The 24,665-nt window shown below is 42.8% G+C and carries 25 protein-coding genes and 3 pseudogenes; 4 read left to right on the forward strand and 24 right to left on the reverse strand.

From position 1 onward, the window contains the following. Window positions 1-15 precede the first annotated feature (15 nt). Entirely contained in the window at window positions 16-951 is a 936-nt protein-coding gene (gene birA / locus O3602_RS01045; RefSeq protein ID WP_371610975.1) for a bifunctional biotin--[acetyl-CoA-carboxylase] ligase/biotin operon repressor BirA, read from the forward strand. A 49-nt stretch (window positions 952-1,000) separates the two neighbouring features. Here the strand turns inward: birA and O3602_RS01050 are convergent. Beyond that, window positions 1,001-1,090, reverse strand: a pseudogene (locus O3602_RS01050) (TIGR01741 family protein); the annotation flags it as partial. A gap of 303 nt (window positions 1,091-1,393) precedes the next feature. Here O3602_RS01050 and O3602_RS01055 point away from each other — a divergent pair. Continuing rightward, on the forward strand, window positions 1,394-1,651 hold the full coding sequence (locus tag O3602_RS01055; RefSeq protein WP_003002739.1) for a metal-sensitive transcriptional regulator: 258 nt from the start codon (window positions 1,394-1,396) through the stop codon (window positions 1,649-1,651). 91 nt (window positions 1,652-1,742) lie between these two features. On the opposite strand, the gene O3602_RS01060 is transcribed toward O3602_RS01055, so the two are convergent. From O3602_RS01060 to O3602_RS01115, 12 genes and pseudogenes are all read right to left on the reverse strand, one after another. Next, entirely contained in the window at window positions 1,743-2,039 is a 297-nt protein-coding gene (locus O3602_RS01060) for a rhodanese-like domain-containing protein (RefSeq protein WP_003011404.1), read from the reverse strand. After that, a complete protein-coding gene (locus O3602_RS01065) occupies window positions 2,029-3,684 on the reverse strand; it encodes an FAD-dependent oxidoreductase (protein ID WP_371610976.1) in 1,656 nt (551 codons plus the stop codon). Before O3602_RS01065 ends, O3602_RS01060 begins: the two co-directional genes overlap by 11 nt. A 20-nt stretch (window positions 3,685-3,704) precedes the next feature. Next, complete coding sequence (locus O3602_RS01070) at window positions 3,705-4,010, reverse strand: rhodanese-like domain-containing protein (RefSeq protein WP_371610977.1); 306 nt, start codon at window positions 4,008-4,010, stop codon at window positions 3,705-3,707. Window positions 4,011-4,954: 944 nt separating this feature from the next. Next, complete coding sequence (locus tag O3602_RS01075; RefSeq protein ID WP_371611099.1) at window positions 4,955-5,836, reverse strand: hypothetical protein; 882 nt, start codon at window positions 5,834-5,836, stop codon at window positions 4,955-4,957. A gap of 83 nt (window positions 5,837-5,919) precedes the next feature. Next, window positions 5,920-6,225 (reverse strand): annotated as a pseudogene (locus O3602_RS01080) (hypothetical protein); the annotation flags it as partial. Next, a complete protein-coding gene (locus O3602_RS01085) occupies window positions 6,224-6,952 on the reverse strand; it encodes a hypothetical protein (RefSeq protein ID WP_151378863.1) in 729 nt (242 codons plus the stop codon). The pseudogene O3602_RS01080 and the gene O3602_RS01085, both read right to left, overlap by 2 nt. A gap of 115 nt (window positions 6,953-7,067) precedes the next feature. Next, entirely contained in the window at window positions 7,068-7,787 is a 720-nt protein-coding gene (locus tag O3602_RS01090) for a hypothetical protein (protein ID WP_151378750.1), read from the reverse strand. 13 nt (window positions 7,788-7,800) lie between these two features. Then, window positions 7,801-8,460: a hypothetical protein gene (locus tag O3602_RS01095; RefSeq protein ID WP_151378749.1), complete on the reverse strand. Its 660-nt coding sequence runs from the start codon at window positions 8,458-8,460 to the stop codon at window positions 7,801-7,803. A gap of 76 nt (window positions 8,461-8,536) precedes the next feature. Further along, window positions 8,537-9,235 carry a hypothetical protein gene (locus O3602_RS01100; protein WP_371610978.1) on the reverse strand — a complete coding sequence of 233 codons (699 nt, stop codon included), beginning with the start codon at window positions 9,233-9,235 and terminating at the stop codon, window positions 8,537-8,539. 66 nt (window positions 9,236-9,301) lie between these two features. After that, window positions 9,302-10,069: a hypothetical protein gene (locus O3602_RS01105; RefSeq protein WP_151378748.1), complete on the reverse strand. Its 768-nt coding sequence runs from the start codon at window positions 10,067-10,069 to the stop codon at window positions 9,302-9,304. Between the two features lie 23 nt (window positions 10,070-10,092). Beyond that, on the reverse strand, window positions 10,093-10,497 hold the full coding sequence (locus O3602_RS01110; protein WP_371610979.1) for a glycosyltransferase: 405 nt from the start codon (window positions 10,495-10,497) through the stop codon (window positions 10,093-10,095). A 244-nt stretch (window positions 10,498-10,741) separates the two neighbouring features. Then, a pseudogene (locus O3602_RS01115) lies at window positions 10,742-11,046 on the reverse strand (hypothetical protein); the annotation flags it as partial. 173 nt (window positions 11,047-11,219) lie between these two features. Between O3602_RS01115 and O3602_RS01120 the strand changes: the two are divergent. Continuing rightward, window positions 11,220-12,323 (forward strand): ABC transporter permease, encoded by a 1,104-nt coding sequence (locus O3602_RS01120; RefSeq protein ID WP_371610980.1) that lies wholly within the window; start codon window positions 11,220-11,222, stop codon window positions 12,321-12,323. A 1-nt stretch (window position 12,324) separates the two neighbouring features. Beyond that, window positions 12,325-13,014 carry an ABC transporter ATP-binding protein gene (locus O3602_RS01125; protein ID WP_371610981.1) on the forward strand — a complete coding sequence of 230 codons (690 nt, stop codon included), beginning with the start codon at window positions 12,325-12,327 and terminating at the stop codon, window positions 13,012-13,014. Between the two features lie 191 nt (window positions 13,015-13,205). On the opposite strand, the gene O3602_RS01130 is transcribed toward O3602_RS01125, so the two are convergent. From O3602_RS01130 to O3602_RS01180, 11 genes are all read right to left on the reverse strand, one after another. Beyond that, window positions 13,206-14,528, reverse strand: coding sequence for an ATP-binding protein (locus tag O3602_RS01130; protein ID WP_371610982.1), 1,323 nt, complete (start codon window positions 14,526-14,528; stop codon window positions 13,206-13,208). Then, on the reverse strand, window positions 14,525-15,178 hold the full coding sequence (locus O3602_RS01135; protein WP_009731294.1) for a response regulator transcription factor: 654 nt from the start codon (window positions 15,176-15,178) through the stop codon (window positions 14,525-14,527). Before O3602_RS01135 ends, O3602_RS01130 begins: the two co-directional genes overlap by 4 nt. Before the next feature lie 70 nt (window positions 15,179-15,248). Further along, window positions 15,249-16,625: an ABC transporter permease gene (locus O3602_RS01140; RefSeq protein WP_371610983.1), complete on the reverse strand. Its 1,377-nt coding sequence runs from the start codon at window positions 16,623-16,625 to the stop codon at window positions 15,249-15,251. 12 nt (window positions 16,626-16,637) lie between these two features. Then, complete coding sequence (locus O3602_RS01145) at window positions 16,638-17,279, reverse strand: ABC transporter ATP-binding protein (RefSeq protein ID WP_003002612.1); 642 nt, start codon at window positions 17,277-17,279, stop codon at window positions 16,638-16,640. A gap of 6 nt (window positions 17,280-17,285) precedes the next feature. After that, window positions 17,286-18,548 (reverse strand): ABC transporter permease, encoded by a 1,263-nt coding sequence (locus tag O3602_RS01150; RefSeq protein WP_371610984.1) that lies wholly within the window; start codon window positions 18,546-18,548, stop codon window positions 17,286-17,288. A 206-nt stretch (window positions 18,549-18,754) separates the two neighbouring features. Then, window positions 18,755-18,952 carry a DUF3272 family protein gene (locus tag O3602_RS01155; RefSeq protein WP_037606279.1) on the reverse strand — a complete coding sequence of 66 codons (198 nt, stop codon included), beginning with the start codon at window positions 18,950-18,952 and terminating at the stop codon, window positions 18,755-18,757. A 38-nt stretch (window positions 18,953-18,990) separates the two neighbouring features. After that, window positions 18,991-20,667 carry a DNA polymerase III subunit gamma/tau gene (dnaX, locus tag O3602_RS01160; protein WP_003011378.1) on the reverse strand — a complete coding sequence of 559 codons (1,677 nt, stop codon included), beginning with the start codon at window positions 20,665-20,667 and terminating at the stop codon, window positions 18,991-18,993. Next, the gene (locus O3602_RS01165; protein ID WP_003010938.1) at window positions 20,667-21,164 is read right to left on the reverse strand and encodes a GAF domain-containing protein; all 498 of its coding nucleotides are present in this window, start codon (window positions 21,162-21,164) and stop codon (window positions 20,667-20,669) included. The genes dnaX and O3602_RS01165 overlap by 1 nt, the downstream gene beginning before the upstream one ends. 650 nt (window positions 21,165-21,814) lie before the next feature. Then, window positions 21,815-22,495, reverse strand: coding sequence for a YoaK family protein (locus O3602_RS01170; RefSeq protein WP_003011406.1), 681 nt, complete (start codon window positions 22,493-22,495; stop codon window positions 21,815-21,817). Window positions 22,496-22,688: 193 nt separating this feature from the next. Continuing rightward, window positions 22,689-23,327 carry a uridine kinase gene (udk, locus tag O3602_RS01175; protein WP_003002524.1) on the reverse strand — a complete coding sequence of 213 codons (639 nt, stop codon included), beginning with the start codon at window positions 23,325-23,327 and terminating at the stop codon, window positions 22,689-22,691. Between the two features lie 141 nt (window positions 23,328-23,468). Beyond that, the gene (locus tag O3602_RS01180; RefSeq protein WP_371610985.1) at window positions 23,469-24,560 is read right to left on the reverse strand and encodes a hypothetical protein; all 1,092 of its coding nucleotides are present in this window, start codon (window positions 24,558-24,560) and stop codon (window positions 23,469-23,471) included. Between the last annotated feature and the right edge of the window lie 105 nt (window positions 24,561-24,665).

Genomic DNA, 24,665 nt, shown 5'->3' on the forward strand with positions numbered 1-24,665 from the left:
GAGAATAAAAAAACTATGAAAACACACGAAATCCTCTTTCAAACCCTTTCTCAGGCAGACGATTATGTCAATGGAGAGCAACTAGCAAAAGAATTAGGTGTTTCCCGCACCTCCATCTGGAAGGCTATTCAGCACCTGGAAAAAGATGGGGTCGTCATCGAATCCCTCAAAAAGAAGGGTTATAGACTGGTCTCAGGCGATATTTTGCTTCCTGAAGTGATCGCAAGCAATACCCAGTTGACCGTGTCCTTGAATGAAGAATGTAGTTCTACCCAATTGGACGCCAAATTAGGCATAGAAGTCCATCAAGAAGGCAAGGCCCTCTACCTAGCCAATTCGCAGTCCGCTGGAAAGGGCCGCTTTGGTCGTGATTACTACTGCCCTGATCAAGGGGGCATCTACATGTCCCTTCACCTAAAGCCCCAACTGCCACCTGCTGAGCTCCCCCCTTATACCCTGATGGTCGCTGGAGCTATTTACAAGGCTATTAAAAACCTGACCCTGATCGATATCGATATCAAGTGGGTCAACGATATTTATTATCGCCATAAAAAAATTGGGGGAATCTTAACTGAAGCTATCACGTCCATAGAGACTGGTCTTGTCACGGATGTCATTATCGGAGTCGGTTTCAATTTAGCCATCCCTACTTTTCCAGATGAGCTAGAAAGCAAGGCCGGTTCCTTATTTGAAGGACCTTGTCCCACCACCCGCAATGACCTCATCAGCGAGATCTGGAAAGAATTCTTCCAAACGGATATCGATGAACTGGTCTACCTCTACAAAGAGCGCTCCCTGGTCCTAGGACGAACTGTCACTTTCGAGCAAAATCAGCAAACCTATCAAGGCATCGCCAAAGATATCTCTGATACCGGCCAACTCTTGGTCCAATTAGAAAATCAAGAAGAAATCTGGCTCAATAGCGGAGAAATCTCCTTGACGAAATGGTGAAATGAAGTATAGAAAAAGCCACCTGAGGGTGGTTTTTTGATTGTTTCATCTACTTTCCATTATGCTCTCTTTGGAAAGCTTCCATAGCCTTGAACTGTTCAAGCTCTTTTTCATTCGCTTGTTGCTTGCCGAGATATTTAGCTGTTAATGAATGGGGTGGTAAAGATTTAGCTCGACGTGAAAATAGCATGGCTGGTCTTGCTTACTATGTGGTTGAAGTTGAGAATAAAGAGGAGTTGTTGAAAGTATTTGCTCAATCTCAAACTAACAAGGCGATAACTAAGTGGTTTTCGTCTGCAGAATTCAACGTGACTGACAAAGATGGTATTGTTACGCGAGTTAGAGTAGAGAACTAGGAGGCTTTATCTTTAAGAGAAGTGATACTTTTGACAAAGGGCTTTATTAGAGATATAATATAAAAAAATCGTTTAAGGATAAATAGATGACAAAATCAAAGTACATTACACGCCTCAAACGCTCAGAAGGTCAATTGCGGGGTATCCAAAAAATGATGGAGGAAGAGCGTGATTGTGTCGATATCATTACTCAATTAACAGCAGTGCGATCCAGTGTTGATCGTATTATTGAGTTGATGATAACCGAGAATTTAACAGCTTGTATTAATGAACCTTTAGGCGACCCTCAAGCGCAGAAGGAAAGATTGGAAAAGGCAGTTAAATACTTGATTAAACGGAAGTAACAGAATAAAGGCTTACTTGAAAAGTTGATAGAATAGTAAAAGAGCAGTTGGTTTTCTTTAGAGTAAACAAACTGCTTTTTTTGTATTTGATTTATTCTACATCACCGGGCCAGGCATTCATACCACCTTCTACATTGGTAACGGTGAGGCCTTGGGCGCTGAGAAATTGACAGGCAGAGGCAGAACGCGCTCCACCTTGACAGATGACATGGTATTCATGGTCAGGTTTGAGTTCTTTGTAGCCTTGCTCCAAGGTACTTAACGGAAGATTTTTGGCACCTGGTGCATGTCCTGCTTGGAATTCATGTACTTCACGGACATCGATAAGATCTAGATTTTCATTTTGATATTTTTCATAAAAGTCAGCCATACTGATATTAGTTACCATATTCTACTCCTTCTGGGTTAGCCATTTTGTATAGTGAATAAGCGCCGTCAAGGTTTTGGACGGTAAATCCTGCTTGCTTGAGGATACGCTCTGCGATATAGCTGCGTAAACCACTGTGGCAGCTGACGATGTAGTTTTGATTTTTGTCTAGTTCATCCAAGCGTTCCCGTAATTCGTTTAGGGGAATATGAATGGTATCGACTTTGAGTCGACCACTCTGGAATTCGCTACTTGTCCGTACATCCAGGAATTTCTTGCCAGTAGCTATTTCATCTTCTAGCTGGTACCACTGTATATTGTCGCTCAGACCTTCGATAAGGTTCAAAGCTGCGTATCCCAGCATATTGACGGGATCTTTGGCAGAACCAAATGGTGGTGCATAGGTGAACTCTAATTCTGGCAAGTCAAAGACGGTGAGATTAGCCTTGATAGCAGTTGCTAGGATATCGATTCGCTTGTCAACTCCTTTAGCTCCGACACCTTGGGCACCATAAATCTTACCACTGGTTGGGTCAAAGAGGAGCTTCAGGGTCATATCAGTAGCCCCTGGATAATAACCAGCGTGGTCTTTCCCACTGACATGAAGTGCCTTGTAAGGAAGTTGATTGTCACGAAGAGTGCGCTCGCTAAGACCTGTCGAAGCAGCGGATATACCAAAGGCGCGAACGATAGCAGTACCGATACTTCCCTTGTTTGTACGACCGAGTCCTGCAATGACGTCCGCCACTTGGCGGCCCTGACGATTGGCAGGAGAAGCGAGAGAGATGAGAGCATCTTGACCTGTAATCTCTTGCTTGACGACGATTGCATCCCCAACTGCAAAAATATCTTTTTGACTGGTTTCGTAGTTTTCGTTGACGAGGATACCACCTCGAAGTCCCAGCTCAATCCCCGCAGCTTTGGCCAGTCTGTTTTCAGGTTCAACACCGACAGAAAGGATGGTGAGGTCAGAAGTAATCTTTTGACCATTTTCGAGAACGATGATTTTTCCTTGTTCTTCAAATCGAGTCGCAGATTGGGAAGTGATAACACGAACGCTGTTTGTAACCAATTCTACTTGGACAAAGGCTGCCATTTCTTGATCTAATGGTGGCAAGACATGGGGCGCTTTTTCCACGATGGTGACATGCAAGCCACGCTTAGCAAGGTTTTCAGCCATTTCTAGTCCGATAAAACCTGCACCGATGACGACAGCTTCCTTTGGATGCTTGTCCAAGGCTGCCATAATTTCATCGAGATCAGGAACATTGCGGAGCGTGTAGGCATTCTTAGCTTCTTCCAAGCCATCAATGGCAGGAACAAATGGCTTAGCTCCTGGAGAGAGAATCAGCTTATCGTAGCTTTCTGTGAATTCCTGTCCATCATGTCGGACAGTGACAGTGTGATTTTCTGGAGAAATCTGAACGACCTCGTGAAATGGTCGCACATCGAGGTTAAACCGTGCCTTGAGACTTTCAGGAGTTTGGACTAATAAGCTGTCACGATTTGCAATTTCTCCTGAAACATAGTAAGGAAGTCCGCAGTTTGCAAAGGAAACAAAGGGCCCTTTCTCAAAAATAATGATCTCAGCGTCTTCCATGAGACGTCTGAGACGGGTTGCTGCTGACATACCGCCTGCAACTCCTCCGACAATGATAATTTTCATTGGCTTTCTCCTTTAAACTTTTAGATGACCTTACCTGTCCAAGCGCTCATACCACCTCGGACATTAATGACATCATAGCCTTTTTTCTTTAGCTTTTTAGCAGCCATCTTACTACGCACACCAGAATGACAAATGACATAAAGTGTTTCTTTTGTCGTGGGCCTATAAGAACCGATTTCAGTTAGGGGGACATTTTTTGCGTTTTTGATATGGCCTCTACGGAATTCTGTAGGCGTTCGAACGTCCAGTAGCTGAATAGGTTCCTTTAGTTTAGCTTCTAATTCGCTAGTAGAAATACTATCAATTTTTGTAAATAAGTGAAACATAGGCACCTCCAAATATACCCTTATGGGGTATATTAAACCACTAAGTAAAGCTTTTGTCAAGCAAGTTGCATTGATTAGTGTTATCTCTTTTTTATTAAATTGTTTTTATTCATTTTCAGTATACAAGATGCCAACTCACAACCTAAAGAGAGAAATTTTTAGTTGGTCGGTAGGTTCATTAATAGAACCTGTCCTATTTATTCAACAACTATTTCCTAGAAAATTACCTTTTCTGAAAACAGACCCCATGCCCTGTTGTAAAATGAAGTGCAACACAAAAGACATGTTCATTTTTAAATAAAACAAAAAGTAAAGAACGGGCTCGAATAATCACGAATGTCTGTAGCATCACCTATAACTGTCTATTTAGGCATATAAGATCCGATACATATTTTCCATAAAGCCGTCAATCTCTCCTCGAACAATTTTCAACAGACGCTCTTCTTCGGAATGTGAGATAGAGACTCCCTCTCTTTCTCCACTGTCGTTACCCTGAGAATAGGTCGATTACATTAAATTAAGTTTTTTATCTAACACGAAAGCCACAAAGGTTTGTTTTTCATTAATTTGTGTAGTAAAAAATAACTGAAAATCTTTTGCATCTTTTTGAGGAGGGCTGATTTTCAAATGTACTTCTCCTTCTATTTCAAGTGGATAAACAACTCCTTCTAGACGAATAGCACCATCAGATGGAATGATGTAACCCGCTTTACGTATTGAGATGAGTACTTTTCCGACCTCATTAAATAATGAAGAACTGCGATTCTATCCTGTTTTTCAAAAGCTGTTTTTAGAGTACTAGATTGTTGAGAATTTTTATAAGTGAGATAAAAAGGAATGACTAATAAGATAAAAGATACTATTATCAACCACTTAAACTGTTTCATTTTATCTAACACCTCTTTCCAAATAGTCAAAGAAGGCTTTCTACTTCTTCTTTTTCCCTATCTCTTCTTTTTAATCTGATAAAAAACAAAACTAATCGTAGCATCCAATAGAATCGAATAACCGAAAATTCTTATGATTCCTATGAGCCAACTTGGGCTATTTTCAGCATCTATATTCAATAGTTTTAAAGACACTGCTAGAGTCAAAAATAAGACAACTTCTGTAGTTAAGCGGTGCTTGGCCTTTTTGAAATCTATGGTTTTCAAGAAGAACTGACTCTGGTCTTCCTTCGGTCCTTCTTCCCAATAGGTCTTATCCTTACTTCTTAGATAAAGGAGATAGCCGACTTCGACGATTAACCTCGAAAAAGCTGAAGTAAACACTATGTTACTCACGATCCCAAATGTTTGCACATAATAACCGGATAAACTGGCCAGCCCTCCGCCTAACACAGTGATCCCGAAAATAAGCCAGAGGGAGGATCTGCTAAAGACACTGGAAGTGGCGATAAAGTTTCCTGCAGCTCGTTTTTCTGAAAAGCCTCGTCCTAGTTGCTTTTTTAACCAGCTGACATTATAAACCGTCAAACCGATAAATAAAACAGTGAAACTCAACCAATAAATCAGTGAGTAAATCAGCGAATCTTTTAGAACCTCATTCGTTAAAATAGTGAGAATATAATCCATTAAAACTAATGAGAGATGGATTCCATTGATTAGTACAAAGAGCATCGCAGTACTCAAGAGTTGATGTTTATAGATGAATGTCTTGCTGAATGACATAATCTGACAGCCCAGCATGAGCAATAGAAGAAGACATAGAAAAAGAAAAGGGACATTCGAAAAGGGATCTACTGTGAATTGCTCCTTGATAAAAAAGTATACATGAGTCAGGTCGATACTCAATACAAATAAACCAGCCCAAGCCAAACTTAACATTCTCACAGAAGCTCGTGTGGAACCCAGCGCTTGAAAATAGTCCTTATTTAATGCTTCTGACCGAAAGTCTTCTCCATATTTAATCACTTCCCACCTCCAAAGAAATTAGCAATAGAATCGCCTTCTTCTTTAAATCGTACTTTCCCTTGGCTGTATAGCTTCATAATCTTCACAAAACGAACTGGGTTGTTTTGGTTGTACACCAAAAAGAGCATATAGAACATAAATCCAGCCATCCAAAAATTATCATTAGTCTCAATAGGCTGACCAAATAACCGGATGTAACTATAAATAACATATATAGAATATAAATTCATAAGCACAAGAATCCATCGAACAATTCGGTAGACTGTGGCAGATGCCTTAGCTGGGTCAAAACTTTCTTCTTTACTTACCTAATTCTTTTGTCAAAATAGCTCCATCCGGTCCGACACTCATTTCTAAATATACATCAGGATTATCGTCAGCTCTACATACTACACTCAGTTTTCCAGCATAGAATAAATCCAATATATCAAAACTCTTGGTAAGATTATTTTGATTATATATTACAAAAGAAAGACCTAATAAAAGTCCAGTTGCAATAATTTTAAATATTTCTCCTCCAATAGGATTACCTAGCAAGTCTTTATAATTAAAAATAAAATCATAGGCATAGAAGAATCCAACCAAGGGGACTAGAAAAATCAATCCTTTTATCAGGCGTGTAGCATTGCGGCTATCTTTTTCACTCATCTCCATCTCTGCCTCCATGTCCTTGGCTTCGTCTGACTTTTCCATAGTCACCAGACAAACCGTTTGGGTAGTCACTTGAGCCCTGTTGACATTTCTATACAAGGCTCGTTCTACCAGGATAGTGATAAAAGCAAATTCTGCTATCCAGATAAGAATAACATTCCAAAAAGTTGTCATACTATAAGTTCCTTGTAAAAATAGACTAAAGAAGGAAGTAAGACCACCCCCGCTAAACATAAAGAAAACAACTAATTGAGGAATATGCCGATTCATCCTGCTCGATTTCTCTGTATCTAATAGTTTACTCTTTGGAGCTTCTAAAAGTTCGTGAGTCTTACGATCAAAATAAATTGCTTTATCACCATATTGATTAAAATACATACGACGTCTTCCCAAAAACATATCTCTCCTCTTTTCTAATTCTCAGAAAAATCCATCACCACAGCTTGGGCAGTTTCCACTCTCCATGTGAAAACTTATCCTCCAAATAATTTCTTTAAGTCAACTCTTCATATTCTGGATGCTTTCGGATGTAGATGGCTGCGTAAACGGCATCCACGATAACCGCTGGAAACGTTAGTGTGATTAACATCCCCAAAAAAAGACCGAAGATTCTCTCAACATAGCCTGTCATCACGGCTATGAACAGCAGCATAATCCCAATAACTCCCAAAATGTTGAAAAGCCATTCTTTTTTCTTACTATTCACCTTGTAGGTCTCCCATTGGTTAATCTTCCAAATTTTTCCTTGATTTTGAGGGAGGTAATACCAGGCATAAATCAAGATCATCCCAACGAATAGGAGCAAGAGGGGAATGAGATAAAACAAAGTGAAGCTAGAATCATTGACCGTTCGTGCACTAATAGAATCCTCGCCCGAGGTAAACATCAAGAGGCCAATAAAGGTGAAGCTGACGACTATTGTCCAAGCTACCAAGCCGATTAAGATGTAGGTCAGAGATTTAAAGCGATTCACTAAAGAGTTAAAAAGGCCAAAGATAATACTGAAGCCATTAATCAGAATACAAGAAAGAAATAGAACCTTGATAATACCAATCCTATCTTCGTAGCCACCCGCAAAATATAAAAATGTCGTAATCGGTAGCATGATCCTAGGAAAAAATTTAATATAGCTTAGACTAACCTCATTCGTGATCAAAGGGCCGTGGTAACGTTCTTCGATCACTACTTTCTTTTTCTTTGAAGTTTTTGACATGAACTCCCTCTCATCAACTCTCTGCTTCTTCTTTAAATCGTACTTTTCCTTGGCTGTACAGTTTCATAATTTTCACTAATCGAATTGGATTGTTTTGGTTGTACATCAATATAATCGTAAACCAGATGAGCCCCATTCCCCAAAAATCTTGGTTCAGCTCAATTGGCTGACCGAATGACTGAATATAGTGATAAATAACGTAGATAGAATATAGATTCATCGCTACCATAATCCATCGAACAATTCGAAAAATAGTAGCTGAGCACTTAGCCGGATCAAAATTTTCTTCGCCTATCATTAAATTATGAGAAGCTGCATAATGAAAAATCTTCTCTGTCGTAGGTTGTGCTTTGCGAACATTTTTATACAATCCCCGTTCTAGAATCGCAACCAAAAGCAAAAATTCAGCCAACCAAAATAGTAGGATATAGGTCAAACTGGTCCAGTTATAGACTCCAATGGACATAGCTGAAAAGAATCCAAAGAGCCCGGGCCCACCGGCCATGAAAAAAATCACCATTTCAGGAATGTAGGCGTTGGTCTTCCGAGCCCCTTCAGTATTGAGCAGAAAACTTTTGGGAGCGGCTAAAGCCTCTCCTGTCTGTTGGTCATAATAGACCGCCTGACCATCACATTCGCCGATAAAGACACGGCGCCGTCTAAGAAAAAACATACATACCTCTTTCTATTTATGAAAATAAGTTCTTAAAATCTCCTAACCATTAGGAACAAGTTTCAAAATGAAAAATCTACTCTTCATATTCTGGGTGTTTGCGTACATAGCGCGCCGCCTGAATTCCATCCACTATGAGAGCTGGGAAAGCGAAGTTCATCAAGATTCCCAAGAAAACACCAAAGATATTCTCAATGTAGCCAGTAATAATAGCTGGCGCTAACAATACAGCCACAAAAGCAACTCCAAAATTAAACAATCGCTCTTGCTTCTTGTCATTGTCATCGCCACCATAAGTCTCCCATCGGTTGAAAGCCCAGATTTTCCCCTGATTTTTAGGAAGATAATACCAGGAGTAGAGCCCTGTAGAAAAAAGCAGGATACAGAGAGCAACGAGATTGTAAATAAGTGCCCAGACTGAATAGATCCCGTCATTACCAACTAGCATAACCAAGCCAATAAAAGTCATGTCAATGTTTAAAATCAAAACAAGTATGGAAACAAAAAGATAGATAAAACTCTTAAATCTCACAATAAAACGATCAAAGAAAGAGAGTGGGATTGCTACACCACTAATAACCATGCAAACAATGAACAAGATTTTATAAATGCCGATATGATCGATATAGGTCGTCCCAAAATACGCCATAAAAGATACTGGTAGTGTAATCGAAGGTAGAAGCTTGATATAGCCTAGACTAACCCCATTTGTAATCAAAGGGCCGTGGTATCGTTCTTCGAGCACTGCTTTCTTTTTCTTTGAAGCTTTTGACATGAACTCCCTCTCCTTATCTGGTCAGATTGATTTTATACAAGAAAACTTTTTTCCACTCTCTACCTTCTACTTCAAAACTTGGTTTTCATCTTTCTGTAGTTCGGTGATGATAGGTTCTTGATCTGTTCCCATCCTCACTTCTAGATAGACATCTGGATCGTCATCAGCTCTACATATCACACTAATTTTTCCCTCCTCAAACCGTTGTGACAATTTCAAGATTCTAACGAAATTATTTTGATTGAACCCAACAAAAGCAACTCCCAACAAAAGACCTGCAAATATAATCTTAAAAATCTCTCCTCCAATCGGTTGCCCCAACAAGTCTTTAAAGCGGGAAATAAAATCATAGACATAGTAGAAACCTACTGCAGGAATAGTAAATAAGAGTGCATTAAAATATAAAAAAGCACCTTTACTAAAACCTTTTTCCGTCTTTTCCTCTTCGTCTTGATTTTCGTCATCGGGATAAATCATAGTAGTCAGACAAACCGTTTGGGTAGTCACTTGAGCTTTATTGACATTTCTATACAAGGCTCGTTCTACAAGGAGAGTGATAAAAGCAAATTCTGCTATCCAGATAAGAATAACACTCCAAAAAGTTGTCATGCTATAAGTTCCTTGTAAAAATAGACTAAAGAAGGAAGAAATGCCACTTCCGCTAGCTATAAAGAGAACAACTAATAGAGGAATATGTCGATTCATCTTATTTGACTTCTCTGTATCTAATAGTTTACTCTTTGGAGCTTCTAAAACTTCATGTGTCTTACGATCATAATAAATGGCTTTGTCGTAATACTGGTTCAAGTAAAAACGACGTCTTCTAAAAAACATATCTGTCCCTTTCTCACCCAAGTCTATTTCAAGTATTTTTTGCCATAGTCTTCGTAGCTTGGTTGCTCTTTTTTATTCATCGCATACAGCAAGAGTCCGCTCAAATCATCCTTTTCTGAACTCGGTTGGATCATGATGGCAATATTTCTATCCTGATCTGGGAAAATCACAGAATAAGACTCACCATGTTGCTCGATTTTGTAGTATACAAGATTCCCTTTTTTCTCAATAGACTTTTGTTTATAGGGATATTCTTTTCCGTCTACTGTCACAGTGTCTTTAGTAAAGACCAGCACACCATTTTTCTTATCGCCTGTTTGGACTTTCCATTCCCCTTCAAGCTTAGCCGAAGACGTACCACAAGCCGCTATCAGAACCAAAGAAAGAGACAGAAGAACCACAGCCATTATTTTTTTCATTTTACCCATTATGATTTTACACTCCTAAAATTTTATTATTTCCCTCTCCTACAAAAGAACTCGGACCCCTTTCACTCACTTGTAAAAACAGCCCTAGACTCATAGGATCGGAGAAATTTACATAGAACTAGTATACCATAAATACTAGGTGGCAACATTGATTTGAGCACAAGAAAACCACTTAAAAAGGTGGCTTTTGTCTCAATCATTCTAGTGGACTTTTTTATGTAGAATTCTTCCTCGCTGCTCATCCCTACAAGCCTTTTGCCAGCTCTCCTAATTTTTCAATCCGATCATGAAGGGTTTCTACATTGAGATTTTCGTTCTGGTAGTCGCACAACACACCATTCTCATAAAAAACTTGCTCGGGTAGCTGGACCTGCGGTGGCTGAGGACACTGAATCATGACTACACTGAAGACTCCACCAGGCCCAGTTTGCTCCAGGGTATTGCCTACTAAATGATAGGTAAAAGCTCTGAATTGCCAGTCCTTGTAGCATCTGAGATCACATAGGCTACCTTTCGTTCGTGACCACGGCCAAAGGGATAGTTCGTAAAGAGGGATTGTCAAGGCGATCCATATTATTATATGCACAAAAAACTTGAACTGTTTCATTCGTCTATAATTCCCAAACACCATCCCCCCATTCTCCCCCCACTTATGGTATGATGATAGAGTATGTTTAGGTGCCGAGCTACTCGAGCATCTCCGTACTAAAAGGAGAACGAATATGAAAATCGCATGGAATGAAATTAAATACCAACCCAAGAAGTTTATCCTGATTGAACTCCTCATTACCATCCTCATGTTTATGGTGGTGTTCTTATCTGGTCTGACAAATGGACTGGGCCGTTCGGTATCAGCTCAAATCGATAACTATGGGTCGCTGCACTACATCCTTTCGACGGATTCAGAAGGGATTATCCCCTTTTCAACCATTACGGCGAAAGATTTAGATGAGGTCCAAAAGATAGAGGGAATGGGCTATTCGGGTTTGTCCATCCAGCGGGCAACCGTCTCAAAATCAGAGGATTCCAACACTCTGGATATCACCTACTTCGCGACCGACCACAATGAAAAAGAGATCCTCAATCCAATCATGGAAGATACAGACCTCAAGATCTCCGACTTAAAGAAAAACGAGGTCATTCTGGACCATTCTTTCAAAGAGGATGAGGGAATCCAAGTCGGCGATCACGTGATCGATAAAACCTCTAAGCAAAAACTCAAGGTCGTGGCCTTTGCAAAAAATGCTAAATACGGCTATAGCGAGATTGGCTTTATCAGCTCTGAGACCTACACAGGTATGCGGCAAAAGACAGATCCAAGCTATCAATGGCAAGCCCAAACCCTAGTGACTAAAAAAAACATCCCTTCTAGTGATCTAGCCAGCAACTTAATGGTGGCGGATAAGAAGCAAGTGATCGATAAAATCCCTGGCTACAAGGCTCAAAACCTGACGCTACGGATGATCACCTGGGTGCTCTTACTCGCTTCTTCTGCTATCCTTGGGGTCTTCTTCTATATCCTCACCCTGCAGAAGTTGAAACAGTTCGGTGTCTTGAAGGCTATTGGCATGTCCATGAGCCAGATTACCTATGTCCAACTATCCCAGCTCACCATCATCTCCCTCATCGGAGTGCTGTTGGGGCTTGGCTTGGCAACTATGATGGCGCCATTTTTACCCAATAGCGTCCCTTCCTTTATGACCCTGAAGGACAACCTCACCATCTCGGTTAGCTTTATCCTGACCTCTATTTTGTGTGGTGCCTTGTCCCTTGTCAAAATCAAAAAAGTAGATCCAATCGAAGTCATTGGTGGAAATGGAGAATAAGATGGCCATTATCGAATTAGAAAATATCAGAAAATCCTACGCCGATGGCAGCCAGATGCACCATGTCCTCAACCAGCTTAATTTAAGCGTCGAACCCAACGAATTTGTCGCCATCTTGGGCCCTTCAGGATCTGGTAAGTCCACGCTTTTAGCCATCGCTGGCTTGCTTTTGTCAGCAGATGAGGGGCGGATTTCTATCGCTAGCCAAGACTTGACCGGTCTTAACCAAAGTCAGTGGACGCAAAAACGGCTGGAATTGCTCGGCTTTATCTTTCAAGATCACCAGCTCCTCTCCTACATGAAAATCGGTGACCAGTTAGAACTGGTGGCCAAATTAAAAGGAGAAAAGGACAAGAAAAAACGCCAAGAGGAAGTCAAAGCCTTGTTGGCAGATCTTGGCATCGAAGCTTGTTACCACCAATATCCGAATCAGATGTCCGGTGGGCAAAAGCAACGAGCAGCCATTGCTCGGGCCTTCATCGGAAATCCGCAGGTCATTTTAGCCGATGAACCAACGGCTAGCCTAGACCCAGATCGAGGGCTAGAAATCGCCCAGTTGATCCGGAAAGAAGTCAAATCCAAAAACAAGAGCGCCATCATGGTGACGCATGACCGCTCCATCCTGACCTATGTGGATACCATTTATGAATTAAAACACGGCCAGTTGCTAAAGGTAGAAAAGGTTGATTAAATACAAAAAGAGGCTGGGACAAAAGTCCTAGCCTCTCAATTGTCTTTGCATTGTCGAGCAAGACGCAGTGGTTGAGTGGGCTCTACTACGCTGATTTCATCAGCTTTTATAGCCCTACTCAACTGTGCGGAGGTGGGACGACGAAATCGAATTCTAACGAATTACCGATTTCTGTCCCACTCTCTATTTTTTTATTCTTGAGGCTCCTTGGGCAGTTCCATACGGAAGCGTAAGCCCATAGCCGTTTTATCAAATTGATAGGCCAGTTCTTCATGGTCTAGCAAGTGTTGGACCACGAAGAGTCCCAGGCCGCCTTCCTTCTTCTGACGGCTAGTGGTCATTGGCATTTCAGCAGTCTCTACCATTTCTTGACTGGTATTTTCAACCGCCAAATGCGTCCCTTCTTCGAGACGGATCTGGATCTCTCCACCGGCATCCGAATGCTTAACGGCATTGCTGATGACATTTGAGAGGACCAATTTCAGAATCGCTGGGTCCATATAGACTGGTTTGGCTGGGATCTGATTGTCAATCGTGAGCGAGCGAGATTGCGCCAAGACCTTGTACTGGTCGAGGATCTGCTCTAAGACCTGATCCAGCTGGATCCACTCCTTGTCTCCAGCCAATTCTTGGACAGAGGACAGGGACAGGATTTCTAGGACGATCTGGTTCATCTCATCGACGATATCGAGGGAGACCGACAGGTAGCGGTCCCGATCCTTGTAGCGGCCGATCTTATCCCGCATATTTTCAAGGATAATCTTCAAGCTGGCTAGAGGCGTCTTGAGCTCATGTGAGGCTCCACGTAGGAATTCGACCTTCATCTGCTCCAACTTCAGATTTTCTTGTTTTTGCTGCTCTAGATTGTCGATCACTTCTAGAAGATGGTGATAGAGGTCGTTGATCTGTTGCTTAAGAACACCGATCTCATCCTGCGAATGAATGGGAAGACTAGCTGTCCGATCCAAGCGCTTCATCCGCTTGGTCATCTGCTTGATCTCAAGGATCGGAGCAGAAATCAGGCGGGCATAGAGATAAGAGGCAAGCAGTGACAGGACAAAGGAAGCCAGAAGACTATAGGGAAGGAAGCCCAAACTGATGTCCCGCGCTTCCTTTTGGGAATCGACAGTTGCTAAGAATTGCAAGGTCAAGTCCTTCCCCTCTTTGGTCTCAATCTTTCGCTCTTCAATGACCAAGGAATTGTTCTGGCTGTTAGGGTTCAGGAGCAAGTCATCCTTGACCTCTAGGGCATTTTGTTTTTCCTTGCCCTTAATTGAGACCTTGATATCATTGGTCTTGGAATAAAGGTCGAGGACCGACTCAATGGTTCCTTCTTCCTGACCCTGGAAACTCTTGGCCAGGGCCTGTGATTTCTTCAAAATCGTCTGGCGCTGAGACTCGATATAGGTCGAGGGGAAAATAAAGTAAACCGAAGCATGTAGAAGGATGACTAAGCCACTGAAAAGGGCAAAGGTGATCAGAAAGATCTTTGCAAAGATACTCCGTTTGGTCATGGTCTCTCCAATTTATAGCCGACATTGCGTACCGTTACGATACAGTCCAGCTCTAGTTTTTTTCGTAGTTCCTTGATATAGACATCGATCACCCGGTCAAAAGGAATCTCCTCTGTCTCCTTCCAGACGGCATCGAGGATCTGAGAGCGGGTCCGGGCCTTGCCCTCATGCTGAAGCAAGTATTCCAAGATTTCCAACTCCTTGGCATTCATGGAGATGGCTTGCCCAGCTAGGCTGGCAGTGTAGCTCTCAAAATCCACCCGTGCCTCTCCATAGGTGAAGACCCGGGAAGGCTGGAGCTTTTTAAAAATAGCTTCGATACGGACCTTCAAGAGGGACAAGGAGAAGGGTTTTTCCAGGTAGCCATCTGCCAACTCTCCAAAGGCCGTCAACTTATAGTCCTCGTCATGAAAGGCCGTTAGCATGAGAACAGGGACTGAGCTGGTCTTGCGGATGGTCTTAAGGACTTCCAAACCATTGAGAATGGGAAGTTGGATATCTAGCAAGACTAGGTCCGGCGCTTCTCTGTGAAAGAGGTCCAGGGCCTCCTGCCCATCGCCTGCTTCAAAGACTTCATAGCCACATTCCATGAGATAGTCGCTCATCCCTTCTCGAATCAGGACTTCATCTTCTACGATTAGTATCTTCATACACTTTCCTTTTTATCTAAGAAACTTCTACCTCCTATTATACCCTATTTCTATTTTAGGAAACAATCTCTTATTCGACATCCACCAAAAGTTCTTTTGGTTTCTTATGCAAGAGCCATTGTGAAGAAAGGATGGATACGAGAATCAAGAGGAGCCCACCGACCAAAACAATCACCAGCAATTGGCTCGGTTGGATGTCCATATGGATATCTGTCAGGGTCTTACTGAAGCTTTCCGCCTCAGCTCCTCCACCAAGGTTGGCTGCAGAGGATTCTTGAGCCATTTGTTTGGCAATGCCACTGGTGACGTTTTTAAGCACCGTATCTCCCACGGCTTTGGCAAGAAGACCTGCGACTCCATAGGAGAGGAGGAAGGCTGGAATGGAAATCATGACCAACTCTGCCACAAATTGCCCTGCAATCTGTACCTTAGAAAGCCCTAGAGCCAGCAAGATACCCACTTCTCTACGACGGGCATTGAGCCACAAGACAAGGAGAAGAGTGAGAAGCAAGCTAGCAAAGATAAGGCTACCGATAAACAAGTAGTCCGCCACTTGGAACATGCTACTGATGGATTTTTGCAAGGCTGGGTAGTTGGAAGAACTCTTAACCAAGTCAAAGTAATTCCATGGGATATCCAAGGCTTTGATTTTTTCGATCAATTGATCGAGGTCCTGATCCCCCTTGGCAAAGAAGGTCGCATCCTCATAGGTAGCTGTTTGGACAGTATTGCCATAGAGCTTGGCAGCTGTATCTAGGTCAGAAATGAGGGTATCTTCATACAACTCTTGGGCGTAAGTTAGAGGAGCTTGGTTCTTCCCTGAGAACAGACCCTTAATGGTCACTTCGACAGTTTCATTGGCCCCTTTTTCATTGTCAGCGTCGTAGAGATTGGACTTGAGACGCACCTTATCGCCTACCTTGAGACCATTCTTTTTCGCCAAATCTTCGTGCATGAGGATTTGGTTTTTATCCTTGTCTGTCAGATGATCCCCTTGGACCAGTTTGTAGGCTCCAGAGACAAATTTATCTTCTTTTGAAGAGTCATTGACCCCTGTCACCATCAAGGTATTCTTAAAGTGCTTGGCCCGCTCTGGAGATTGATTTTGCAGGGTTTCTTCAGTCTCAATGATCTCGTGGTCTAGGATATCTGCGATGGCATTGATCCGCTTGATGGAGGAGGTGATCCCCTCTACCTGGCTGATTTTTTCGATATCTTCTCCTCTGAGATTCCCAGCTCCCCGAGGGGTTCCCGGATTGGTCCTGCGATTGATCTGCATGGAGAAGCTATTGGTGATGGATCCCAGGCTTTCCGATGAAGCTTTTTGGGTCGCCCCCTTCATAGAGAGTCCGATCAAGCTCAAGGTCCCCATGAGGAGAATGATGGCAAAGAGCAAGAGAGACTTGGGCCATTTACGTGTGATATAAGCAAAAGCATTGCGCAACATAGCATTCCCTCCTTACTTGCTCTTCTCAACGAGGCTACGGCGACTCAATTCCAAGACCACATCGGAGGCCTCTGCCACTTCCTTACTGTGGGTGACGACGATGACACATTTTTGGCGTTCCTTGGCCAACTTCTTCAAAATGGCAATGATGTCACCGGCTGTCTGTTCGTCAAGGTTTCCTGTCGGCTCATCAGCCAAGATGACAGGTGCTTCTGAAACGAGCGCACGCGCTATGGCCACCCGCTGTTGCTGCCCTCCGGATAGTTGCAGGACATTTCGTTTGATTTGCGTTTCGTCCAATCCCAACTCCAAGAGAATGTCTTTTCCAGCTTGTTTGTTGACCAGGCGAACATTTTCCAGTGGAGTCAAATAATCAATCAAATTGTAATTCTGAAAGACCAAGGAAACATGATGCTTGCGGTGGTAGCTAGACCCTTTGGTCTGGATGTCCTCCCCATCAAAGAGAACCTGCCCCTTCTTGGGATTATCTAGACCAGCCAAGAGGGAGAGGAGGGTCGATTTCCCAGCTCCAGACTGACCGATAATGCTGTAAAAAGTCCCATTTTTGAACTGATAGTTCACGTCTGAGAAGATCTCTTCTTGGTAGCTTTGGTAACTATAGGATACATGTTTGAGTTCTAACATAGATGTCATTTCTCCTTAACTCATTTTTGTTAATATTTCTTTTGGGGTCTTGCGCCAGATCATGCTGGTCGTTACACCGAGCGACAGAAGGATCAAGCACAAGAGGCTAGCATAGGCGATTCCTAAGGAAAGGCCTTGAGGGATTTGATGAAGCAAGTCTAGAGTCTGCTGTTGACCAGTCTGTCCGACAAATTGCTCTAAGAAACGATGGCTGATCATCCGCCCGATGAGAAAGGCCGGGATCAGTGCTAATAAGGATACCAGCACCACTTCTAAGAGGAACTGTCCAAAAATCCGGCCCTTGCTCTTCCCAATGGATAAGAGGACGCCGATTTCATGGATCCGCTCTCGTGTCCAGAGACTCAGTAAGAGAGATAGGGCACCGGCTCCCGTCACCAGAAGGACGATCATCATGATCCGTACCAGGCCTTCTAGGGTCTGAGAGGATTCTTTCATCTGGTCAAAAGCCTTGCGATCTTCGACCACGCGGAGAGACTGCCAATCCAGATCCAAGTTTTTGACTTGCTTCAAGAGGGCATCGATTTTCTCAGGATCTTTGACCCCAAAGGTGACCTGGGTCACTTCTTGCTGACTGAGACCAAGAAGCTTAGTCGCATCCTCATAAGGGAGGTAGACTTGATTCTCACTCAGATCAGAGGTCATCCCTGTGAATTTTTCCTGTTTCTTACCCGAAAAGATCCCAACGATTTTAAAGGTTTGCTCTTTGGCAGGAGTCTCTCCCATCTGAAAGCTGGATAAGGTCAAGGAATCTCCGACCTTTAGCTTGTTCTTCTTAGCCAACTCTTGGTGGATCAAGATCTGGCCGCGAGCCTTGTCGGATAAGTGCTTGCCTTGCACCAGTTGGAAACTACCACTGCGGAAATCCAAGTGCTGGTCTGTCTTCTGGGTAAAGACAGCGCCTAGCGCTTGCTTGGCTTCCTGCCCCAAATCGTCTCGCTCCACCGACTGCTGTCCCGTCACCGCTTCTTTATCAAGAATGCGAACGGGACTTTCATATTGAGGAACCATAGATCCAACTCCAGCTAGCAGCTGCACCTTTTCAGCTTCTTTCAGAGCAAAGGGAGTAGCCCCCTGCTTACTGGTCAGGGCAAAGCTGGTCCCAGCCGACTGTTTGATATGGTCCTCCAGCCTTCCTCCTACTTGCATCAGTGAAAAACAGAAATACAAGCAAGAGAGGATCAAGAGGAGAATTAGAAAGAGGACCAGATTCCTCGTTCTTTTTCGAGAAATATAGGCGATCGCCTGTTGTAAGAGCATGAACTCACCCTCCATTTCAAGGTCCACGGCAATGCCATGTGGACGCTTTCATCATTTGTTATAGTTATTATAGAAAAGAAATGTGAAATGTTTATGAAATAGAAAAAGTTTCCTAGAAAAATCTAGGAAAACTGAACAGTTGTTTAGAGTCACTTTATCTATTGACATAGAAAAAACCTTTGAAATAGAATTTCTTTTCAAAGGTTTTATTTTCTTTTCTTTCTGATTTCTTTTTCAATGGCACTAGCAATCTTCTCCACCATATAGACCGTCTGGAGATTGCGCAAGATCAAGAGGGCCCAAAAACATGCAAAGAGCATTTGACCCGCCATGGTCGCTTCATTGAAAAAGTATGTCTCCATAGCAGTAAAGACTGCTATCACTGCAAATTGTTTTCTATTCATAAAATTATTTTACCATGATTCAGTAAAAAATTCATGTATTAATCGTCTTGCAGGGTGATTTTATCGGATAAAAAGTGAAACTCGTCAGGGATGACACTTTCCTCTTCTTCTACCACTTCCGCTTTCTGTCCACGCGCCTTAGCCGAAAACTCTGCCCGAATTTGGGTCCATTCTTCCATCGAAACCGCTAAAATCTCTGGCGAGAAGCCAGCAGCATTGCTGAGGATATTTCCAAACATGGTATTGAGGTTGTCCCGCTTCATGGTCTGTTCAGCATTAAAGGCCGATTCAAAGGCTAAAATAGCGTGATTTTCATTGGCAGCGACCGGCTGAGATCCGATTAAGAGGGCCTTATCCGCACCTGTCAAGCTCTCGATAATTTCCCCCCAAGCATTCTGAAGACGGATCAAGTTGGTCCGTGCCAACTCTGGGTTTTCAACCGCCTCTTGTAAAATGGCGTTGACCTTGCTTCGATCTGCACGGTAGCCATTGCTAGACTTGATTGGACGCGTTACTGCTGGTTTTGAAGCAGGAAGACTGCTACCTGATTGCGCTAACTGTTGCTTGAGTTGAGCGACTTCCTTTTTCAAGTCTTTCAGCTGAGCTAGCACATTGGAAGGAACCTCCACAGCAGCTGAGTTAGAAACTTGGCCCGTACTTTCAGCCAATTTAATGGTCATCATTTCAGTGTAGATACGCGGTTGCAGACTATTTTTGATATCCGCTAGACTGGTCGTCGCTTGGTCAATCAGGGCAAAAAGACGGGCTTGATCGGCTTCAAGATTCGCCGCAAATAAATCACTAGCATGAGTGTTTTCTCCGCCTGTCTGAACAATCAAGAGATCTCTCAAATATTGAAGTAGGTCCGTAACGAAACGAGCCATATTCTTCCCATTATCAAAGATAATCGCCAGCTGATCCAGTGCTGCTGTTGCATCATGATCCAGGATGGCAGCCACATACTGATCGAGCGCAGCTAGACTGATGGAGCCTGTAATCTCTTCAGCGATTGCTGTCGTCAACTCACTACCCGCCGTCAGACTAAGGGCTTGGTCCAAAATGGACAAGGCATCCCGCATCCCACCTTCAGCGCGCCGAGCAATGATATGGACAGCATCTGCTTCATAGGCAATGCCTTCTGTAGCTAGGATGCTTTCCAAATGGTGAACGATATCCGGCAGTTTGATGGATTTGAATTCAAAGCGTTGCACCCGTGACAGAATAGTAGCGGGAATCTTGTGTAACTCCGTTGTTGCGAGGATAAAGACCACGTTCTCTGTCGGCTCTTCCAGCGTCTTCAACAAGGCATTAAAGGCTCCTGTTGAGAGCATGTGGACCTCATCGATAATGTAGACCTTGTGCTTGGCTAGACTCGGAGCATAAGTGGATTTGTCGCGAATATCCCGAATCTCATCCACCCCATTGTTGGATGCCGCATCGATTTCAATGACATCTTCTAAGCTCCCATTGGTAATGGATTCACAGATATAGCAGTCGTTACAAGGCTCCCCATTGACTTGATTAGGACAGTTCATAGCCTTAGCAAAGATCTTGGCCACACTGGTTTTCCCAGTACCACGAGGACCAGAAAAGAGATAGGCATGGCTGATCTTCTCCTGCTCGACGGCCTGTCTCAATGTCCGTGCCACCACTTGCTGGCCGACCAATTGGCCAAAGGTCTGGCTACGGTATTTCCGATATAAAGCTTGATACATTAGTTCTTAACTCCAAACATCTTAAAGTCCCAGTTTGTCTTATCGATCAAGAGAGCGACAAACTTTTCCAAATACTCTTGATCCAGCTGATCGTAGTCAGAGACACACTCCGAGTCCAGGTCTAAAACCCCAAGGAGCTGGCCGTCCTTGACCATAGGCACCACAATCTCACTCATAGCCCGGCTATCACAGGAAATATAGTTGGCATGCTGGCGCACATCTTCAACAATGATGGTTTCCTGCTTTTGAGCGGCTTCTCCACAGACACCCTTTCCAAGAGCGATATGGACACAAGAAACACCTCCCTGAAAAGGTCCCAGGATCAATTCCGTTTGGTCATACAAATAAAAACCCGCAAAGACCGAACGAGGTAGGGCTTGATTTAAAAGAGCACTGGCATTGGACAGATTAGCTAAGGCATTGCTTTCTCCTGTTAAGAGAGCGTCTAACTGAGCCAGCAAGAGCTGGTATTGTGATTCTTTTTCCGAATGTTTCATACCTTCCATTATACCAAATATTTGCCCAAAAATTAAGCTTCAAATAGCGAAAGAAAAGAGAGTGGGACAGAAATCGGTCATTCGTTAGAATTCGATTTCGTCGTCCCACCTCCGCACAGTTGAGTAGGGCTGTAAAAGTTGATGTAATCAGCGTAGTAGAGCCCACTCAACCACTGCGTCTTGCTCGACAATCCAAAAACAATTAAGAGGCTATGACTTTTGCCCCAGCCTCTGGAATATAGATAAACTAATTTTTAGTAAAATAACTTAAGCGATTCTGCAAAGAGATAAAATCGAGGTCTCATTAATTTAAATTGATAAAGAATATACTAAACTTTCCGCTGTGAGAAAAGTGCCTGAAGCTTAACTGCTTCAGGCACACGGAATTATTGAGAGTAAAACAGTTTGGAAAACTGTTTTAGCCTGAGCCAAGAAATCAAAAAGCGAAGGGGCTCAATACGAATTGAACACAGGCTGCGGATTGTGTCAAAAAGATAAGTTCTCCTAGAATCAAAAGATTCTGCATCAAACTTCCTATTTTGACTTTATCCGCAGACGCCCTTTGTATCTTGATTTAGTCATGGAACTTCTTAAAAGAAGTTCGCTGACGTCCGCACTCACCTAAGGAAAGTTATTTATGATACTTTTATCTATTCATGTCGCCGATTGAAGTGAAAGACTTCAAAATACTGGATGGCACGATAGATTAAAAAGATAGTCAAGATGATGGACACCAGCCAGATGGTCTCTAACCCATAAAACTGGATCAAATAGGTCGAAAAAATGGCCCCAAAGACAAAGCTCCCGATCAAACAGGTCATAAAAATGGCTTCCCAAAGGAATTTCTTTTCCTTTTCTCTGACAAAATTCCCATAAGCCACCATGGTTTTCTTGAGATTTCCCGTCATGAAGGAATGATTATAAGCGTAGCCATCCACTTCTCCAAAAGAGGTCGCTACGATTCCCAAACTCAGGCCAAAAAAAGGCACGATGAAGACATTTTTTACCGATGCTGGCAAAAATCCCGTCACCAAGGTTGTGAGGATAAAGGGTACCAAGGTACTGAGGCGCCAAACTGAGTTGTCAATCAAGCGACGCAAGACTGTCATCAAAAGGATTCCCAGCATAAAAGCCAGCATGGTCGCTAACTTGACTTCTACATCTGAGATCTGCTGGCCAATCAAGCCGACCGATAGAAAGACCACATTCCCCGTCTGGCCTGCCGCCAAGGTCCCACCCCGACAGATAAAGGTATAGGCATCTGAAAAACCAGCACACATGGTCAATAAACAAGCGAACGCCTTGGTCCGCGAATGAAACTCCCTTTTCATTTCCATTCTCCTTAGGAAAAAGAGGGAGTGGTACAGAACGTTACATAACGTTTTTCGTACCTCCCCCGCAACATTGATGGAGAACTCTTCTGAGTCTTTTAGCGAATGAAGAGTCTCATCAACTACTGAGACATTCCGTCACTCCTCATATCCGTAGACACTTGGTGACCAGTTGCCCTTCTTCTCTCTTTTTCTATTTTCCCTCACGCGCTTCGTTGAGGATTTTTTCAATCTTGGTTGTGATCAAATCAATCGCTACCGTGTTGGTCACTCCTTCAGGAATGATCACGTCCGCATAGCGCTTGGTTGGCTCAATGAACTGATGGTACATGGGTTTCACCACTCCAAGGTACTGCTCAATAACGCTATCGAGACTCCGACCACGCTCCTCCATATCGCGCTTGATCCGGCGAATGATCCGCACATCATCATCTGTATCGACAAAAATCTTGATGTCCATCAAGTCCCGAAGGCGCTTGTCTTCAAGGACTAAGATCCCTTCCACGATGAAGACATCCTGTGGTTCCTGACGATAGGTCTTGCTGCTGCGTGTATGTTCAGCATAGTCATAAGTTGGAATATCTACCGGACGACCCTCCAAGAGTTCATTGATCTGTGCAATCATCAAGTCCGTATCAAAGGCAAAAGGATGGTCATAGTTAGTCTTGATCCGCTCCTCAAAGGTCAAATGACTCTGGTCCTTGTAATAAGAATCATGCTCAATCATGGCAATCTTTTCATTCGGGAAATTGGCCAAAATGGCACGAGACACACTGGTCTTTCCACCACCAGAACCACCAGTAACACCAATAATAATAGGTCTATTTTGCATTTTCTACTCCATTACCTGTAGTCGCCTGAGAAGAAATAGACATCTCAGACACATCTTATCTATTCTACCATATTTTTGCCTAGACATGAATAGTTTTTCAGTCAGAAATTTGGAAACAAAAAGGACCTTGCGGTCCTTTGATTATTTCACTTTTTCTAATTTTGCGGCAAATTCATTACCACTACGTAAGACGAGTATATTTTTTCCACCGTTGACAGGTACGAAACAATAATTTGAATTAGCTTGTATATAGACTTCCTTAGCGCTCTTCACTTGATAGCCTTCTGATTTCACCGCTTCTTGAATTACTTCAAATGTGTGTTCAATCTCTTCTTTAGAAGTCGTGTCTCCATCATACTTTTCTGAATCAGCTAGAGAATAGAATGCGTAAGCCTTGCTATCGTAATACTTATCACTAATAATTCCGTGATCTGAAATCTGAACAGTTGTATTATCTCCTTCTGTCACATTCTTCCACTTTCCAACCATGGCCTTTGGTGTTTCAACCTTGTGATAGACCAAATTTTCTTCAAAGTTTCCTTCGTATGATTTATAAGTTTTCAAGTCAAATAAATCATTTCTTAAAATAATATTGCTTCCGTCTTTTTGGAGCAAATTATAGCGTGTGTTCCCACCAGATTTAATAACAACTATTTCTGTCGTTTTCAGGTTAAATTTCTTATCGACATCCGCAAGTGAATGCAAGTCAGTCGCATTTAACAAAGAAAGTGCGGTATTAAATTCTTTTTTCGCTTCATTGCCCTTGAGAACCTTTTTGATGGTCTCGCCACCATTGACTTTTTGTTTCTTTCCACTTAGTTCATAAGTGACCGGACTTGAATCCGTATTTCTCAACCAAACACCATCTAGACTTGGTCCACCTGAAAAGAAAAAGAACCAAGCAAAGGAAATCACTGCGACAAGTCCCGCAACTGCGGCCCCAATTTGGGGTTGTTTATTGAAAGAAAATGTCAATTTTTTCGGTCTTGGAACAGGTTGTAAGGTTTTCGCCGATGGCTGCGGTTGGACAAAAGCTTTCTGCTCTTGTGAAAGAGGTGCGCTAGATGCAACAGGTACTTCCTGAGCAGGAGCCTGTTCCTCAGTTGTTGGAGCTGGCGCTTCTTTTCGCTCTACGAAAAACTCCCCTTTTTCACGCGCTTCTTGAAATTCTTGCATACTTGGCTTTCGACCATTGACCGCTTCAAAGTATTCAACCCAATCTTTTTGATTCATAACATCCCCCTTATTGATTCATCCTAAAAACTAACCATATTATACCACAAATTCATTCTTAATTAGTGGTTTGCATGAAAATAAAAGAAAAAGTCCAAGCAATTT

Source organism: Streptococcus sp. 27098_8_186 (assembly GCF_041432055.1).
GTDB classification, from domain to species: Bacteria; Bacillota; Bacilli; order Lactobacillales; family Streptococcaceae; genus Streptococcus; species Streptococcus dentalis.

Excerpts from the sequence above, each read along its gene's own strand:
- O3602_RS01150 (WP_371610984.1), bottom strand. The coding sequence starts at position 18,548 with ATGCTCTTACAACAGGCGATCGCCTATATTTCTCGAAAAAGAACGAGG.
- O3602_RS01070 (WP_371610977.1), bottom strand. The coding sequence starts at position 4,010 with ATGTTTCACTTATTTACAAAAATTGATAGTATTTCTACTAGCGAATTA.
- O3602_RS01135 (WP_009731294.1), bottom strand. The coding sequence starts at position 15,178 with ATGAAGATACTAATCGTAGAAGATGAAGTCCTGATTCGAGAAGGGATG.
- O3602_RS01145 (WP_003002612.1), bottom strand. The coding sequence starts at position 17,279 with ATGACATCTATGTTAGAACTCAAACATGTATCCTATAGTTACCAAAGC.
- O3602_RS01090 (WP_151378750.1), bottom strand. The coding sequence starts at position 7,787 with ATGTCAAAAACTTCAAAGAAAAAGAAAGTAGTGATCGAAGAACGTTAC.
- O3602_RS01165 (WP_003010938.1), bottom strand. The coding sequence starts at position 21,164 with ATGAAACATTCGGAAAAAGAATCACAATACCAGCTCTTGCTGGCTCAG.
- O3602_RS01075 (WP_371611099.1), bottom strand. The coding sequence starts at position 5,836 with ATGTTAAGTTTGGCTTGGGCTGGTTTATTTGTATTGAGTATCGACCTG.
- O3602_RS01105 (WP_151378748.1), bottom strand. The coding sequence starts at position 10,069 with ATGTTTTTTAGAAGACGTCGTTTTTACTTGAACCAGTATTACGACAAA.
- O3602_RS01120 (WP_371610980.1), top strand. The coding sequence starts at position 11,220 with ATGAAAATCGCATGGAATGAAATTAAATACCAACCCAAGAAGTTTATC.
- O3602_RS01110 (WP_371610979.1), bottom strand. The coding sequence starts at position 10,497 with ATGGGTAAAATGAAAAAAATAATGGCTGTGGTTCTTCTGTCTCTTTCT.
- O3602_RS01100 (WP_371610978.1), bottom strand. The coding sequence starts at position 9,235 with ATGTCAAAAGCTTCAAAGAAAAAGAAAGCAGTGCTCGAAGAACGATAC.
- udk (WP_003002524.1), bottom strand. The coding sequence starts at position 23,327 with ATGCAAAATAGACCTATTATTATTGGTGTTACTGGTGGTTCTGGTGGT.
- O3602_RS01130 (WP_371610982.1), bottom strand. The coding sequence starts at position 14,528 with ATGACCAAACGGAGTATCTTTGCAAAGATCTTTCTGATCACCTTTGCC.
- O3602_RS01055 (WP_003002739.1), top strand. The coding sequence starts at position 1,394 with ATGACAAAATCAAAGTACATTACACGCCTCAAACGCTCAGAAGGTCAA.
- O3602_RS01140 (WP_371610983.1), bottom strand. The coding sequence starts at position 16,625 with ATGTTGCGCAATGCTTTTGCTTATATCACACGTAAATGGCCCAAGTCT.
- O3602_RS01170 (WP_003011406.1), bottom strand. The coding sequence starts at position 22,495 with ATGAAAAGGGAGTTTCATTCGCGGACCAAGGCGTTCGCTTGTTTATTG.
- O3602_RS01095 (WP_151378749.1), bottom strand. The coding sequence starts at position 8,460 with ATGTTTTTTCTTAGACGGCGCCGTGTCTTTATCGGCGAATGTGATGGT.
- O3602_RS01085 (WP_151378863.1), bottom strand. The coding sequence starts at position 6,952 with ATGTATTTTAATCAATATGGTGATAAAGCAATTTATTTTGATCGTAAG.
- birA (WP_371610975.1), top strand. The coding sequence starts at position 16 with ATGAAAACACACGAAATCCTCTTTCAAACCCTTTCTCAGGCAGACGAT.
- dnaX (WP_003011378.1), bottom strand. The coding sequence starts at position 20,667 with ATGTATCAAGCTTTATATCGGAAATACCGTAGCCAGACCTTTGGCCAA.
- O3602_RS01065 (WP_371610976.1), bottom strand. The coding sequence starts at position 3,684 with ATGAAAATTATCATTGTCGGAGGAGTTGCAGGCGGTATGTCAGCAGCA.
- O3602_RS01060 (WP_003011404.1), bottom strand. The coding sequence starts at position 2,039 with ATGGTAACTAATATCAGTATGGCTGACTTTTATGAAAAATATCAAAAT.
- O3602_RS01155 (WP_037606279.1), bottom strand. The coding sequence starts at position 18,952 with ATGAATAGAAAACAATTTGCAGTGATAGCAGTCTTTACTGCTATGGAG.
- O3602_RS01125 (WP_371610981.1), top strand. The coding sequence starts at position 12,325 with ATGGCCATTATCGAATTAGAAAATATCAGAAAATCCTACGCCGATGGC.
- O3602_RS01180 (WP_371610985.1), bottom strand. The coding sequence starts at position 24,560 with ATGAATCAAAAAGATTGGGTTGAATACTTTGAAGCGGTCAATGGTCGA.